Genomic DNA, 15,434 nt, shown 5'->3' on the forward strand with positions numbered 1-15,434 from the left:
GGGTACCTTTTTTAGCATAAAAAAAGCATCTAGCAAAAGTACTAGATGCAAATAAAAACACAAGGGAAGACAAAATTCTTCCCGTTTCCCGTATGTAATTATATCAAAAAATATATAAAAAACTAGCTTTATTTTTTATATAATTGATGTGTAAAGCTATGAAAGTATAAGATTACACTGTTTTCATAGTGTTTTATTGAAAAAAAGGAGAAAGAAATAGTAAACAAAAACATAGACAAAAGTAGGCATATATAGTGAAAAGTAATTATGAAACAATATAAACCAAAAGGATTTTCAGAAATGCTTAATGTCTCTGTTAAGACATTGCAAAGGTGGGACAATCAAGGTGTTTTACCTGCTTAGCGAAACCAAAAAGGAAGAAGATACTATACAGAAGAACAGTATAAGGAATATATGAGTATTCAAGAAGAAAATAAAGTAGGCGAAGTAGTTATTCAAATCCAGGTCAGAAAGATGATTTAGAAAATCAGGTTGAGTTTCGCAAATGCACGAGGGATAATTGTAGATAAAGTTATCAAAGGTATTGGTAGCGGATTAAACTACAAAAGAAAACAGTGGAATAAACCTGATTGACAGTTGTATGGAAAGAAATATTTCGACGATCATCATTGCACACAAAGATAGATTTGTACGTTTTGGATATGATTGGTTTGAAGAGTTTCTTCGTAAAATGGGAGTGGAAATTATGATTGTTAACAATGAAAAACTATCTCCTCAAGAAGAACTTGTTCAGGATTTAATATCTATCATTCATGTATTTAGCTGTAGAATATGTGGGTTGAGAAAATACAAAAAGAAAATGTCGGAGGATGGAGACTTATGAAAAGAGCATATTTAATAGAAATCAAACCGACAACTGAACAAGTTAGTAAAATCCGTCAAACTATTGGGGTGTGTCTATATGTATATAACCTGTATATTTCTAAAAATAAAGAGGCATATGAGTCGGAGGGGAAATTTCTTAGTGGCTATGACTTTTCCAAATGGCTAAACAACATTCATACAAAAGAGTGTGATCAGTGGATTAAAGAAGTGTCGAGCAAAGCGGTAAAACAAGCGATTATGAATGGAGATAAAGCTTTTAAGCGATTTTTTAAAGGTTTATCTCAGTTTCCACGATATAAAAAAAAGAGGAAGCAAGATGTGAAGTGCTACTTTCCGAAAAACAACAAAACAGATTGGACAGTAGAAAGACATAGAGTAAAAATCCCCACAATTGGTTGGACAAGGTTAAAAGAATATGGGTATATCCCTAAAAATGCAACTGTAAAGAGTGGCACAGTATATCAAAGAGCAGGAAGATATTTTGTATCTGTACTTTGCGAATTGGAAGAAATGGCAACAAAGTTAGTACTCAATAAAATAGGTCTAGGGATTGATTTAGGAGTGAAGGATTTTGCTACACGTAGCGATGGTATCGTTCATGAAAACATCAACAAAACAATAAAAGTAAAAAAGATAGAAAAACGGTTAAAACGTGAACAACGCTCTTTAGCACGTAAATTTGAAAATCTAAAAAAGAGAGGTGAAAAATCTGTTACTAATAAAAGAGTGAATATAGATAAAAATGTTCTTAGAGTGCAAAAGTTGCATGCTCGATTAGCGAATATTCGAATAGAGTATGTAAAGTCTATTGTAACGAATGTGGTGAAAACCAAGCCAACGTTTATTACAGTGGAAGATTTGAATGTGAAAGGTATGATGAAGAATAAACATTTATCTAAAACAATTGCCAAGCAGTCTTTTTTTGCTTTTAAAACGTGGCTTTTGACGAAATGTGAGGAATATGGAATTGAATTACGTCAAGTAGACCGGTTTTATCCATCGTCAAAGCTATGCTCATGTTGCAGTCAAAAGAAAGCGGATTTAAAACTATCTGACCGAGTATATACATGTGAATGTGGCAATGTAATGGATAGAGATTTGAACGCAGCGATCAACCTTTTACAAGCAAAAAAATATACAATACTAACGTAAATAGATTGTATATATGTACGGTGGGCTACATCGGAATTTACGCCTGTGGAGTGTCATAGCAAACTGTAGTAGCAAGTGATTAGCGAGGCAGGGCACGTAGAAGCAGGAATACTCTAAGAATATACATTTGTCTATATTTTTAGTAGCAGCTGCGTATATGATTAATTTTAAACCAGAAAATTTAAACCAACTATTCAAGGTGATGTTAATTAGTGCGAATAAGTCTTATGATGCGATTAAAGATTATGAATTTACAGGGGAAGCGGTAGTATTCCGTGTGGATTTCGAATATATTGACGCTTCTCTAATGATTGTAGATATGTTAGGAAGATCTGCTTCTAAATTTAACATTTTGCCATATGCCTGTCCGAATACAAATGAAATAGATTACATTCAGTTTCAAGTGTATTCGATTAATGAAGGGAATTTTAAGGAAATGATTGATACGATGTAGAAAACTATAATTTTACAAATATGTATATACCAACTAATATATAATTAATACATTCATATAATTGGAGTGATGAGATGCAGCCGTTAGAAAGGGAGATTCATTCTAATATGCTGAAAGTGTGGCGAATCCACGCTTTAATTGGGGCGGCAGTTATACTAGCAGTCGTAATTGCGTATTTCTTTTTTATGATCAATTTTAACTGGTGGGGCTGGTTGTTTGGCTTATTGGTAACAGGCGCTATTACATTTATCCCGCTTGATTATTTCGTGTTTCCAAATTTACGTCAACGTTATTATAGTTACAGATTAAATGAAGAAGAGATTGAGATACAAAAGGGAATGTTCGTTGTAAAACGCGTACTTATTCCGATGATTCGTGTGCAGCACGTAACGATTGAACAAGGCCCGATTATGAGAAAGTATAATTTAGCAGAATTACATATTTCCACAGCAGCAACTTCTCATAGTATTCCAGGTTTAACGAAGGAAGAAGCAGAGCAGCTGAAAAGACAAATTGGAGAACTTGCGAAAGTGAGTGATGAGGATGTATAAGAGGCAACATCCGATCACGATATTGTTAGGTATTAGGGTTGCGAGTTTGTTGCCACTTATTATTCTTGTTTTATTTAAACCTGATGAACAAGTGGAACCTTGGTATTTATTTTATCTTTTCCTTTTGGTTGTTTTATTCATCATGGCTATTTTTTCTGCAATTAAATGGTATTTTAAAGTGTACTGGATTGAGAATAATATTTTACATATAAAGCACGGTGTTTTTGTAAAGAAGGAAAGCTATTTAAATAAAGAGCGTGTACAAAATGTTAGTACGTCTTCTAACATCATTTATCAAATGCTCGGACTTATGAAGTTAAATATAGAAGTAGCGGGTGGTGGTAATGAACCAGAAGTGGTGTTGGCTGGTATTAAAGAAGACGAGGCAAAACATTTAATCTCTTTATTACATAAGAAAGAAACTACTGTAAAAGAAGAAATAGAAGAGGAAGAAAGCAAGACGGTTTATCAGTTAACAGCGAAAGAGGTTTTAGCCGCAGCGATTACATCTGGTCGGTTCGGACTAGTGTTCTCTGGACTAGTACTTCTTTACACAAAGTTTGATTTTGTTCTTCCTGAAGGATTCACAAGTAAAGTAGAAGCGTATGTGATGGGAAACGGTGTTTATAAACTAATTGTAATTGCATTAATTTTAATGGTAATTTCATGGATTATTTCCACGGCTGGATATGTGTTGAAATATGCAAACTTTAAAATTGAGCGAAAAGGGGAAGAGATTCGTATCGTTCAAGGATTATTTGAAAAGAAAGAGTTTGTCTTAAAATTGCACCGCATTCAAGCAATTACTGTAAAAGAAGGTATGCTTCGCCAGCCGTTTGGCTATTGTGCTGTTGAAGTGGAAGCAATTCAAAGTATTGGAGCAGCAAGTAACGAAGTAATGTTGCATCCATTTATGAAGAAAAAAGATGTACAGCCCCTTCTCACATATTTAGAGTTACCTTATGAAATCGAAGCGGAGATCGTTCACTTACCAAAAACAGCGTTGCGTCGTTATTTCATTATGGGCTGGTTAATAAGTATCATACTCACAGTTCTAATTGCCAGCGTGAGTATATATTTTAAACAATATATTGCGTTGTTTGTTATTTTACCGTTATTTATCGTGTTTTCGTTACTTGCGTATGCTAGATATAAAAGTGGTGGTTATGAATTAAGAGAAAATCAACTAACGGTTGTATATCGTAATTTTTCGAAATATACAGGAATAATGCGAAGAAGACATGTTCAAGCAGTAGGTTATGATCAATCGTATTTTCAAAGAAAAGATGAATTATGTACAACTCTTGTAGCGGTAGCCGGGCGCGGTTATGAAGTAAAGCATATGAGAAAAAAAGATTCGCTTCGTATATATAATTGGTATAAAGAAAAAGGAAACACCGGTGCGTAACGGTGTTTCCTTTTTTATGTCGTGATTTGTCGATAAGTCGATATATTTCAAAAATCGCTGATATATCTGAAAAATCACTGATATATTTCGAGTTGCGCCGATATATTCGAAAAATCGCTAATATAATTTCATGTACCGCAGCCTTGGAGAAACCACAGTACAAAAATCCTTAAACTAACACATCAAAAGTAGTCACAAATGACGGACGAGAGAAAATACTTTTCTGCTGCTCTGCATGTGGATGCACCTGAGCCTGAGCTTGTCCTTCCGCTTGTGCAGGGCGTTTTTTATGAGCATTTTCGAATGAACGTGATTCTGTCCAATCTTTAAAGTTTTGCTCCGTTTCCCACATCGTTAAGATGACATATGTATCGTTACTTAATGGGCGTAGAACGCGGATTGCTTGGAAACCGCGTTCGTTTTCAATAAGGCCTGCGCGGTTTTTAAAACGGTTTTCAAATACTGGGCGACCTTCGTCTGTTACAGAAATGTTGTTACAAACGATATAGCCAGGTTGTCCTTTAAATTCTCCAACAGCGTCTAGTACGTCATATTGAAGCGCTGATTCTACTGATTCTTCTGTATTTTCTTTATAAAACATATTTTTTTCATTATTTTTTGCAGTGAAATGTGCTTGTTCTAGAGGTGTTTCGTATGAAATAATAGCCTTCATTTTAATGCCCCCTTAATGGTTTGTTTCTATTATATCAACTCTCTTAAAAAACTTCGAAGATTATATACATAAAGATACTTCTTTTTCAAATAATAAATGTACCATCATTTGGAAAGAAGGCCGATGTATGAAGAAAGTAAAGTGGACTTTATTAGGTGGATTCGCAACGCTAGTATTAGCGATTGTACTTTATAAACTTATTGTGTTAGCTGGTGGCTATATGATGGATGAAAAGCAGCTCGTTTTCCACTCTTCATCACGTATCGTTGACCAGAAAGGGAAAGAGATTACGAAATTATATGTAGAAAATAGAGATCTCGTACCAGTCGAGCAAATTCCAAAGCATGTCCAGCAGGCGTTTATTGCGGTGGAAGATTCTCGTTTTTATGAGCATCAAGGAATTGATTATCCGTCTATATTCCGTGCTCTTTATAAAGATACATTAGCTGGAGAGAAGGTCGAAGGCGGTAGTACGATTACGCAGCAACTCGCTAAAAACGTTTTTTTAACTCGTGAAAAAACAGTTACGCGTAAATTGAAGGAAGTCGCAATTTCCCTTCAATTAGAGCAAAAATATACGAAGCAACAAATTCTTGAAATGTATATGAATCATATTTATTTTGGGCATGGGGCTTACGGTATTCAAGCAGCAGCAAAGTTGTATTTTAATAAAAATGTAGAAGATTTAACAGTAGAAGAAGGAGCGATGCTTGCAGGTCTTCCGAAGTCACCAAATGGATATTCACCTTATTTCTCTCCAGAGAAGAGTAAGGAGCGCCGTGATCTCGTATTGTCACTTATGCATAAACAAGGCTATTTGACTGCCGAAGATAGCGTACGTTATCAAGGAAAGACCATTGCTCTTTATAAAAACTTAGATGAGAATGAACTCGCATATATGCCGTATATTGATATGGTTATAGATGAAGCAGCTCGTTTATACGGATTGTCTCATCAAGAAGTACTGCGCGGAGGATATACGTTTGTCGTACCGATGGATGAAAAGATTCAAAAGGTAGCGTATAACCAGTTTCAAGATGCAAGGAATTTCCCTGGGAAAGAAGAGGGGACGCAAGGTGCTTTTTTATTAATGGATAATCGTACGGGCGGAATTAAAGCGGCGATTGGCGGAAGAAAGTACGTCCCGAGAGGCTTTAATCGTATTTTCGCAAAAAGACAGCCAGGTTCTGTGCTAAAACCACTTATCGTCTATGCACCAGCACTCGAAACGAAAAAGTATAATCCGTATTCTTTATTGACGAATGAAAGAAATTCATTTGAAGGCTATGAACCTCGAAATTATAACCATTCATATTCGAAAGAAATGACGATGTACGATGCGATTTTAGAGTCAGCAAATGTGCCGGCAGTTTCTTTATTAAATGAGTTAGGGGTAGAAGAAGGAAAGCAATATTTAGAGAAAGGAAATGTTCATATTGCAGACGCAGGGTTAAGTACAGCGCTTGGCGGATTGAAAAATGGTGTTTCACCATTTGATCTTGTAAAAATGTATCGTGCGTTTTTAGCAAATGGTGCTATTATTGAGCCGCACGTTATTGATAAAGTGTTAAATAGACACGGTGCAGTTATTGGAGAATCGCCAAAAGTAGAAACGAAAATATTCTCGAAACAAACGGCGTGGTATATGACGAAAATGTTAGAAGGAGTTGTAAAGGAAGGGACAGCGAAAGCCGGTGTATATAGCGGGGCGTTAGCTGGGAAAACAGGTACAACTTCCTTGCCAAATGACGAAAATGGAGCTAGAGATATGTGGTTCGTCGGCTATACACCAAATTTAGTAGGTGCTGTTTGGATTGGTTATGACCGTACGGATAAAGAGCATCAGTTGCAAGGAGAAAGTGCGTCAGCAACGAAATTGTTTAAGAAAATTTTAACGAAGGCAAATGTAGAACAGAAAGAGCAGTTTATGAAACCAGAAGGTGTGGAAACAATCGGTGCTCCGATTCGTTTGCGCAAGATTGAAGATGTGAAAATGAAATTAGCGTTTAGCCCTTTCGGTTTATTTAAAGCAAAATTAAGCTGGACACCACTTCCAGATGAAAGAATTATGTATCGTATTTATAGAGTGGAAAACGGAGTTCATACGCATGTAGGCACTGTAAATGGTGCCGGAGAATATGAGGAAAAGTTCGTTAACATCTTTTCAAAACCGAGTTTTTACGTTGTACCATATAACACACAAACGAAACGTGAAGGAGAAAAGTCAAAAGTAGCTAAACCATAGTTTTTCTCTGTGCTATAATAAGAATGTTGTGAAAATAGTAAGCGGTTTTACGAATGTTTGTGTCAATTTCATGAACAACGTACATAATGTTATGCATTTTGTTTTTACAAGCTGTATAGTAAAAAAAGATAAATATCGGAATAGAACGTATTTAGAGCAAAAGCATTGGCAAGGAAGGGAGCAAGGGTCTTGGTAAGAACTATAAATGAGACATTTTTAAAAGCATGTAGGGGGGAACGTACTGATTATGTACCAGCATGGTATATGCGTCAAGCAGGTCGTTCGCAGCCGGAATATAGAAAGATAAAAGAAAAGTATTCTTTATTTGAAATTACACACAATCCAGAGTTATGTGCTTACGTTACAAAGTTACCAGTTGATCAATATAACGTAGACGCAGCAATTCTGTATAAAGATATTATGTCACCACTACCTGCAATTGGTGTGGATGTAGAAATTAAATCAGGTATTGGCCCAGTTATTGATAATCCAATTCGTTCTTTACAAGACGTAGAAAAACTAGGGGAAATCAATCCAGAAGATGACGTACCGTACATATTAGATACGATTCGTTTATTAACGACAGAAATGTTAGACGTACCGTTAATCGGTTTTTCAGGAGCTCCATTTACATTAGCGAGCTATATGATTGAAGGCGGTCCATCTCGTAATTATCATAATACGAAAGCGTTCATGTATGCAGAGCCGAAAGCTTGGTTCGCTTTAATGGATAAGCTAGCAGATATGGTTATTACATATTTAAAAGCGCAAATTAACGCAGGAGCAAAAGCGGTTCAAATTTTCGATTCTTGGGTTGGAACAGTAAATGTAGCAGATTACCGCATATTTATTAAACCAGCAATGGAGCGTATTTTTGCAGAAGTTCGTACGATGGGTGTACCGATGATTATGCACGGCGTAGGAGCTGCGCATTTAGTAAATGAATGGCACGACTTACCGCTTGATGTAGTAGGTTTAGATTGGCGCTTACCGATCGAAGAAGCACGTGCACGCGGCGTTCATAAGGCGGTACAAGGTAATATGGACCCTTCATTCTTACTTGCACCATGGTCTGTTATTGAAGAACATGTAAAAGGTATTTTAGATCAAGGGATGAAACAGCCTGGTTATATCTTTAACTTAGGACACGGTGTATTCCCAGAAGTAAATCCAGATACATTAAAACGTTTAACTACATTTATTCATGAATACTCTAAAGGGCAGTTAGCGAAGTAAAGGAGCATTGCTGTATGAAAAAGAAAATTGGTTTGCTTGTAATGGCATACGGAACGCCATATAAAGAAGAAGATATTGAACGTTACTATACACATATTCGTAGAGGAAGAAAGCCAAGTCCTGAAATGCTAGAGGATCTAACAGAGCGTTACCGTGCAATTGGTGGTATTTCTCCTTTAGCTACTATTACATTAGAGCAAGCTAAAAAGTTAGAACAGCGTTTAAATGAAGTACAAGATGAAGTAGAGTACCATATGTATCTTGGCTTAAAACATATCGAACCGTTCATTGAAGATGCAGTGAAAGATATGCATAACGACGGTATACAAGATGCGATCGCACTTGTTCTTGCGCCACACTATTCTACATTTAGCGTGAAATCGTATGTAGGACGAGCACAAGAAGAAGCTGAGAAACTTGGAAACTTAACAATTCACGGCATTGATAGCTGGTATAAAGAACCGAAATTCATCCAGTACTGGGTTGATGCAGTGAAAGGTATATATAACGGTATGTCAGAAGCAGAGCGTGAAAAAGCAGTATTAATCGTATCTGCACATAGCTTACCAGAAAAAATTATCGCGCTTGGCGATCCATATCCAGATCAATTAAATGAAACGGCGGATTATATCGCGCGCGGAGCGGAAGTAGCAAACTATGCAGTAGGCTGGCAAAGTGCAGGAAACACACCAGATCCTTGGATTGGTCCAGATGTACAAGATTTAACGAGAGAACTAAATGAAAAGCACGGTTATACTTCATTCGTATATGCACCAGTTGGATTTGTTGCGGAACATTTAGAAGTTTTATATGACAATGACTTTGAGTGTAAAGTTGTAACAGATGAAATTGGCGCAAAATATTATCGTCCAGAAATGCCAAATGCATCGGACGCATTTATTGACTCTTTAACAGATGTTGTATTAAAGAAAAAAGAATCTGTATTGTAAAAAGAAAGGGGGAGCATGCTTGAGGAAAAAAGTTGTAATCATCGGCGGTGGTATCACAGGATTAACAACAATGTATAACTTACAAAAAGATATTCATGACAAGAACTTGCCGATCGATACATTACTTATAGAAGCATCTGGTAAACTTGGTGGGAAAATTCAAACCGTTCGAAAAGATGGATTTACAATTGAACGCGGACCGGATTCTTTCTTAGCACGAAAAGAAAGTGCCTCTAGACTGGCGCGAGAATTAGGTCTTGGTGATGAACTTGTAAATAATAAGGCCGGTCAATCATTTATCCTCGTAAACAATCGGTTACATAAAATGCCGAGCGGATCGATGATGGGAATTCCAACGCAAATTACGCCGTTTCTATTTTCCAGGCTGTTCTCCCCAATTGGTAAACTAAGAGCTGGCTTTGATCTGTTAATGCCCAGGTCAAAGCCAGTATCTGACCAATCACTCGGGCATTTTTTCAGACATCGCCTCGGCAACGAAGTGGTTGAAAATTTAATAGAACCATTACTATCGGGTATTTATGCAGGGGATATCGATGAAATGAGCTTAATGTCAACATTCCCGCAAATGTATCAAATTGAGCAGAAACATCGCAGTATTTCACTCGGTATGCGTACGCTTGCTCTGAAAAAAGAGAAATCTGAACCGAAAAAGGGAATCTTCCAAACAGTGAAAACAGGTTTAGAATCTATAGTAGAATCTCTCGAAGCGAAGATACATGAAGGTACGATAATAAAGGGAACTCGCATTGAAAAAGTTGCAAAACTTGGTGATGTTTACACGATTACTCTTAGTAACGGAAAAGAAATAGAAGCGGACGCGGTCGTAGTGGCAAGCTCACATAAAGTATTGCCATCTATGTTTGCACAGTACAAGCAGTTTCGTTTCTTCCGCAATATTCCGTCTACATCAGTTGCAAATGTGGCAATGGCTTTCCCGCAATCAGCCATTCAGCGCGATATTGACGGCACAGGGTTTGTCGTATCTCGAAATAGCGACTACACAATTACAGCATGTACGTGGACACATAAAAAATGGCCACATACAACACCAGAAGGAAAAACGCTTCTTCGTTGTTACGTCGGTCGTGCTGGTGATGAAGCGGTTGTAGAACAAACAGAAGAGGAACTCGTTCAGCTTGTACTAGAAGACTTACGAAAGACGATGGATATTACAGAGGATCCTGAGTTTACAGTCGTAAGTCGCTGGAAAGAAGCGATGCCCCAATATACAGTAGGCCATAACGAGCGAATGAAGAAACTCACAACATTTATGGAAAAAGAGTTGCCAGGTATATACTTGGCAGGTAGTTCTTACGCTGGTTCTGGTCTTCCGGACTGTATTGATCAAGGTGAGAAAGCCGCAAAGCGTGTACTATCTCATTTGGAAAAAGTAATGGAGACGGAATTACTCGCACAATAAAATATAAGAAACGCCTTCAATCACATTGAAGGCGTTTTGTTACTTATTCACCAATAAACATATATAAGTTATTTGGCTTTATAACGGCATCTCCTGCATAAATAACCCATTCTGTTAAGTTATCAAAATCTAAATGATAACTATTTCCTTCACTCATATCTTCTATAAAATATGGTTCGTTAATGAGTATTCCTTGAATGAAGTCTTCCGTAATGTTTTGCATTTCAAACCACATATGTTCACTTTTTCCCTCTTCGTAGGAGACACCAAACTTAGCGAGGAAACGAAAATCTTCATTTGATTGTTCAATGTGAAAAATATTGCTGAAATACCCGAAAGTATTCTTTGCATTATAAGCCATACGATCGGTTTCACTATTTGTTTTATAGAACATAAGCCCTGTAGCTTCCTCATGTTCTTTGAAAAAGCTTTCGATACATTCTTCTGAAGTATTAAATTGGAATAAGAGAACGGATGGAGATTGATGGTATTCATCTCGGTCATCCATGCCGCCTAAGAATGTGTCTTGTGCATCAATTGGCTGTAGCTTTACTTCTTCATCCTCGATTGAAGATAATTGATCCATACTCGTTTTATGCCCAATATAAGATAATCCTTTCTCCCATGGAACAGCTACTGTATGTATAGAACCTTGCTGACTATGCGCGATCACGATAGGCTCATTCATAGGGACTTGTCCATTCTCAACGGCATTATTAGCAAATGTTTGAAAGAGATCACCAATGCCGTAGTAGGATGAAATGCGATTTGGAATAATTAATTCTATTTCTGTTACGCCTGCTCTTAAAAGGCCATGTGTATGAAACCAATATTGCGTAGGCTCACCTTCTTTATCGTCTTCATAAACAGAATGAATAACATACAAGTCAGGAATGTCAGGTAATAATTCATTTTCAACGTGATATTCAATATAGCTTCTAGATATTACTTTCATTGCTGCACTTGAATCGATTACAAATAACAAATCTGGAGCGAGGTTCCATAAAAACTGTAACTGCTGGAAAAAGCAGTCCAGCACATCGCCTACAAATAGCGTACGAGCGAAAATTTCAGTGCCATAAGCAGCATCTTCAAAATTACGATCTACGATTGTAGAATCTTGTCTATTGTACATTTTATATTCTTCTGGATCGCTCGTTTCATCAATATGCAGTTCATACGGTATGATTGTTTCATCCATATGTAACTCAACAATAAGGCTTGTCTCATCACTGTAAATAATTTTTAATTCATCCACTTTAGTAGAGATAGTCTCTAGCCGCTGTTTTAACTGTTCAATCGTAATTCTAGTTGGTATAACGGCAATCATATCTGAAAAATGACGTTCTAATGTTCCATTCATAGCTGCGCGGTATGTTTCTGTTTGCACTTCCATCCAATCACTCCTATTCAAATGAATCCATTTTACATGCCAATGAAATTTCGATATTTTCTGTTTTCTCTCTCTAACATTATAGAGCGCATTCGTAGAAGGTGTAAAATTATTATTTTGTATTATAGTTTGAAAGCTTGTAAATTAAATAAATTTTTTGTAAAACTTGTCGAAATACCATTCTATATAACGAATCATTTGATATGATAGAAATGCTGAGAAAATATGAAATAGGGAGAGGAAAATGGCTGTGAAGAAATTGTTAAGTGTCTTTTTATCATTCATACTATTGCTTTCATTTACTGGAACTTTAGTACAAGCAGAAGAAAATACTTCTATGTCAGTAGAAAAAGCAATTCAAGTATTTAAACAGCAAGGGAAAACGAAGGGGACAGTGGAAGGATACATCGTTGGATATACGCAAAGTCCTTCTAAATACACGAAAGATCCGGCTAAGTTTGATGATACAAACGTAGCAATTGCAGATTCGCCAAATGAGACGAATCCAGACAAAATCATGCCTGTTCAGTTGCCAAAGGGTGATGTGAGAGCGGCAGTAAACGTGAAAGATCATCCTGAAAATATCGGGAAGAAAGTTAGTTTAACAGGGACGCTTGAATTATATTTTAGTAGCCCAGGTTTAAAATCGGTAACGGCTCATAAGTTTCAAGGGGAAGGACAAAACCGTGTTAGCGATGTAGTATCTTCGCCTGGTAGCGGAGAAGTTGCGAAGGGCACAGCGGTAACATTAACAACGAATACAGAAGGAGCAACAATCTACTATACGTTAGATGGCTCTAACCCTACAAATAAGAGTGTTCGTTATAACGGACGAATTGTAGTGAATGAAAATAGTGTGATTAAAGCAATTGCAGAGAAAGAAGGGCTTACTTCTTCAGCGATTTCCACATTTTCATTTACTATCGTAAACAATGAACAGGTTCGTATTCATGATATTCAAGGCAAATCACATATTTCTCCTTATAACGGGAAGAAAGTCTACAATGTGGAAGGCGTTGTAACAGCGCTTGATAAAAATGGTTTTTATATAGAAGATAATCAGCCAGATAATGATCCAGCTACTTCAGAAGGTATGTATGTGTACAAAAAGGATGCGAATGTAGCAGTAGGAAATCTTATTCAAGTTGATGGAGTAGTAGAAGAATATGTTGGACCTGGATATGCAGAAAGGTTTGACACAGACTTAACGACGACCGAAATTAAGGCGAGCCGCGTTGCTGTAATCGCAAACGATCAACCATTACCAGCACCGATTGTACTTGGAGAAAACGGTGTGAAAATCCCTGATCAAATTATCGATAATGATGCATTCGGTGTATTTGATCCAAATGAAGATGCAATCGATTTTTATGAAAGTATAGAAGGTATGCGTGTTACGATGCCAACGCCAAAAATTATTGCACCTCAGAAAAACGGAAATTTATATGTAACAGTAGAAAATGGCGGAAATAAAGTCGTAACGAAATATGGCACACCTGTATTAGATGAAAATCAATTAAACCCAGAGCGTCTTTCTGTAAAAGTACCTCGCGATTATGTAGCGAAAGTAGGAGATACTTTCACTGGAGATATAACAGGGGTAGTCGGATATGATTACGGTGCGTTCCGCATTGCACCAATAACGGAATTACCATCTGTAGTGGACGGTGGATTTAAGCAAGTAGGGGCGAATATTCAGCCTCGTCTTGATAAGTTAACAGTTGCTACATATAACATTGAAAACTTCTCGGCGAATAAAAAAGAAACAACAGACGAAAAGGTAAAAGCGTTAGCGTATTCTATTAAATACAACTTAAAAATGCCAGATATTATCGGTGTAGAGGAAATGCAAGATAATAACGGAACGATTAATGACGGTACAACAGATGCTTCGTTAAGCGCAAAACGTATCATTGATGCGGTTTTAGAAATTCGTGGACCGAAGTATGAGTATGTAGAAATTGCTCCGAACAATAATCTAGACGGGGGAGCACCAGGAGCGAATATTCGCGTCGGTTTCTTCTACAACCCATCACGCGTGAAATTAGCAGCAGTACCGAAGTTACTTGATAAAAATGTCGTTCGTATTGGAGACGAAAGTTCATTATTTGAAAGTACACGTAAACCGCTTGCAGCAGAATTTACATTCCAAGGACAAAACGTTGTTGTCGTTGCAAATCACTTAAACTCAAAAATAGGAGATGCAACGCCATTTGGAAAAGTGCAGCCGCTCGTATTAAAGAGTGAAGAAAAACGAATTCAGTTAGCGCAAGAAGTAAATCAATTCGTACAAGGAATTCAGAAAAAGAACACGAATGCACCAGTTGTTGTGTTAGGGGATATGAACGATTTTGAGTTCGCTAAACCACTAAAAGCACTAGAAGGAACAAACTTAAAAAATATGTTAAACACAGTGCCGAAAGAGAACCGCTACACGTACATTCATGAAGGAAATGCACAAGTGTTAGATCATATTTTAGTAACAAACAACATCGCACCACACACAATTGTAGACCCAGTACACTTAAACTCAAACATTATGAAAGAACATGGACGTGTAAGTGACCACGACCCAGTACTTGCTCAAATTGACTTGAAGAAAGCTTCTTAAATAGTCATGAAAGAACGCTTAGAGATATACTGAGCGTTCTTTTTCTGTAAAAATCATGTTAAAATTAATTGAAAATTCAGCTTTTTACAATGAGGAGGTTAAAGATGCAAGCGTGGTTAAATGGAAAATTAATAAATCAGCTTGCGATTTTTTTTAGTACAATCGTCATGCTCCAATTTGTAGCGGAGGTAACAGGACTTACTCAAAATTTGGATATTACATATAACTTAATACATACAGCATCGTCCTATGTAACGTTTAGTTTGGCAGTCATTTTTACTTTAATAGGTGCAAGAAGAGAATTAAGTACATATGCAATTATTTTATTATGTTCAGTTGTAGGTATTAAAGCGATTTATTTTGCGGCGGTCGTTATTTTATGGGGATTGGCAGGTACGCCGTAAAGGGGAGATGATTATAAGATTGATAAATGTAAATGAGAATAAGAGCGTAATTCCCTAAACTAACTTAGGG

12 protein-coding genes and 1 pseudogene are annotated in these 15,434 nt (G+C 36.8%); 11 read left to right on the forward strand and 2 right to left on the reverse strand.

The window, feature by feature from the left end:
* Positions 1-267: 267 nt before the first annotated feature.
* From AC1Q8N_RS14745 to AC1Q8N_RS14765, 5 genes and pseudogenes are all read left to right on the forward strand, one after another.
* Positions 268-844: pseudogene (locus AC1Q8N_RS14745) on the forward strand (IS607 family transposase).
* On the forward strand, positions 841-1,998 hold the full coding sequence (locus AC1Q8N_RS14750; RefSeq protein WP_493521253.1) for an RNA-guided endonuclease InsQ/TnpB family protein: 1,158 nt from the start codon (positions 841-843) through the stop codon (positions 1,996-1,998). The pseudogene AC1Q8N_RS14745 and the gene AC1Q8N_RS14750 overlap by 4 nt, the downstream one beginning before the upstream one ends.
* Before the next feature lie 157 nt (positions 1,999-2,155).
* Positions 2,156-2,452, forward strand: a complete 297-nt coding sequence (locus AC1Q8N_RS14755) for a protoporphyrinogen oxidase (RefSeq protein ID WP_098068694.1) — start codon at positions 2,156-2,158, stop codon at positions 2,450-2,452.
* 74 nt (positions 2,453-2,526) lie between these two features.
* On the forward strand, positions 2,527-3,003 hold the full coding sequence (locus AC1Q8N_RS14760; protein ID WP_001182711.1) for a PH domain-containing protein: 477 nt from the start codon (positions 2,527-2,529) through the stop codon (positions 3,001-3,003).
* The gene (locus AC1Q8N_RS14765) at positions 2,996-4,411 is read left to right on the forward strand and encodes a PH domain-containing protein (protein ID WP_098068663.1); all 1,416 of its coding nucleotides are present in this window, start codon (positions 2,996-2,998) and stop codon (positions 4,409-4,411) included. Before AC1Q8N_RS14760 ends, AC1Q8N_RS14765 begins: the two co-directional genes overlap by 8 nt.
* A gap of 169 nt (positions 4,412-4,580) precedes the next feature.
* Here the strand turns inward: AC1Q8N_RS14765 and hmoB are convergent, their stop codons facing one another.
* Entirely contained in the window at positions 4,581-5,084 is a 504-nt protein-coding gene (hmoB, locus tag AC1Q8N_RS14770) for a heme-degrading monooxygenase HmoB (protein ID WP_098049018.1), read from the reverse strand.
* Positions 5,085-5,211: 127 nt separating this feature from the next.
* On the opposite strand from hmoB, the gene AC1Q8N_RS14775 reads away from it, so the two are divergent.
* The 4 genes from AC1Q8N_RS14775 to hemY all read left to right on the forward strand — a co-directional run bounded on the left by AC1Q8N_RS14775 (position 5,212) and on the right by hemY (position 10,956).
* Positions 5,212-7,329 carry a transglycosylase domain-containing protein gene (locus AC1Q8N_RS14775; protein ID WP_098049020.1) on the forward strand — a complete coding sequence of 706 codons (2,118 nt, stop codon included), beginning with the start codon at positions 5,212-5,214 and terminating at the stop codon, positions 7,327-7,329.
* A gap of 189 nt (positions 7,330-7,518) precedes the next feature.
* Positions 7,519-8,565 (forward strand): uroporphyrinogen decarboxylase, encoded by a 1,047-nt coding sequence (gene hemE, locus AC1Q8N_RS14780; RefSeq protein WP_048545327.1) that lies wholly within the window; start codon positions 7,519-7,521, stop codon positions 8,563-8,565.
* Between the two features lie 14 nt (positions 8,566-8,579).
* Positions 8,580-9,515, forward strand: a complete 936-nt coding sequence (gene hemH, locus AC1Q8N_RS14785; protein WP_493521254.1) for a ferrochelatase — start codon at positions 8,580-8,582, stop codon at positions 9,513-9,515.
* A 19-nt stretch (positions 9,516-9,534) separates the two neighbouring features.
* Positions 9,535-10,956: a protoporphyrinogen oxidase gene (hemY, locus tag AC1Q8N_RS14790; RefSeq protein WP_098068667.1), complete on the forward strand. Its 1,422-nt coding sequence runs from the start codon at positions 9,535-9,537 to the stop codon at positions 10,954-10,956.
* A 43-nt stretch (positions 10,957-10,999) separates the two neighbouring features.
* On the opposite strand, the gene AC1Q8N_RS14795 is transcribed toward hemY, so the two are convergent.
* Positions 11,000-12,352: a DUF4026 domain-containing protein gene (locus AC1Q8N_RS14795; RefSeq protein WP_262720819.1), complete on the reverse strand. Its 1,353-nt coding sequence runs from the start codon at positions 12,350-12,352 to the stop codon at positions 11,000-11,002.
* A gap of 241 nt (positions 12,353-12,593) precedes the next feature.
* Here AC1Q8N_RS14795 and AC1Q8N_RS14800 point away from each other — a divergent pair, with 241 nt between their 5' ends.
* Entirely contained in the window at positions 12,594-14,960 is a 2,367-nt protein-coding gene (locus AC1Q8N_RS14800) for a DUF6359 domain-containing protein (RefSeq protein WP_493521255.1), read from the forward strand.
* Between the two features lie 104 nt (positions 14,961-15,064).
* Complete coding sequence (locus AC1Q8N_RS14805) at positions 15,065-15,364, forward strand: hypothetical protein (RefSeq protein ID WP_048545317.1); 300 nt, start codon at positions 15,065-15,067, stop codon at positions 15,362-15,364.
* Positions 15,365-15,434: the final 70 nt, after the last annotated feature.

The organism is Bacillus sp. GW823-FHT06B01 (genome assembly GCF_058952315.1).

Bases quoted from the DNA above. Each gene is read 5' to 3' on its own strand.
- AC1Q8N_RS14750 (WP_493521253.1), top strand. From the start codon at position 841: ATGAAAAGAGCATATTTAATAGAAATCAAACCGACAACTGAACAAGTT.
- AC1Q8N_RS14755 (WP_098068694.1), top strand. From the start codon at position 2,156: ATGATTAATTTTAAACCAGAAAATTTAAACCAACTATTCAAGGTGATG.
- AC1Q8N_RS14760 (WP_001182711.1), top strand. From the start codon at position 2,527: ATGCAGCCGTTAGAAAGGGAGATTCATTCTAATATGCTGAAAGTGTGG.
- AC1Q8N_RS14765 (WP_098068663.1), top strand. From the start codon at position 2,996: ATGTATAAGAGGCAACATCCGATCACGATATTGTTAGGTATTAGGGTT.
- hmoB (WP_098049018.1), bottom strand. From the start codon at position 5,084: ATGAAGGCTATTATTTCATACGAAACACCTCTAGAACAAGCACATTTC.
- AC1Q8N_RS14775 (WP_098049020.1), top strand. From the start codon at position 5,212: ATGAAGAAAGTAAAGTGGACTTTATTAGGTGGATTCGCAACGCTAGTA.
- hemH (WP_493521254.1), top strand. From the start codon at position 8,580: ATGAAAAAGAAAATTGGTTTGCTTGTAATGGCATACGGAACGCCATAT.
- AC1Q8N_RS14795 (WP_262720819.1), bottom strand. From the start codon at position 12,352: ATGGAAGTGCAAACAGAAACATACCGCGCAGCTATGAATGGAACATTA.
- AC1Q8N_RS14800 (WP_493521255.1), top strand. From the start codon at position 12,594: ATGGCTGTGAAGAAATTGTTAAGTGTCTTTTTATCATTCATACTATTG.
- AC1Q8N_RS14805 (WP_048545317.1), top strand. From the start codon at position 15,065: ATGCAAGCGTGGTTAAATGGAAAATTAATAAATCAGCTTGCGATTTTT.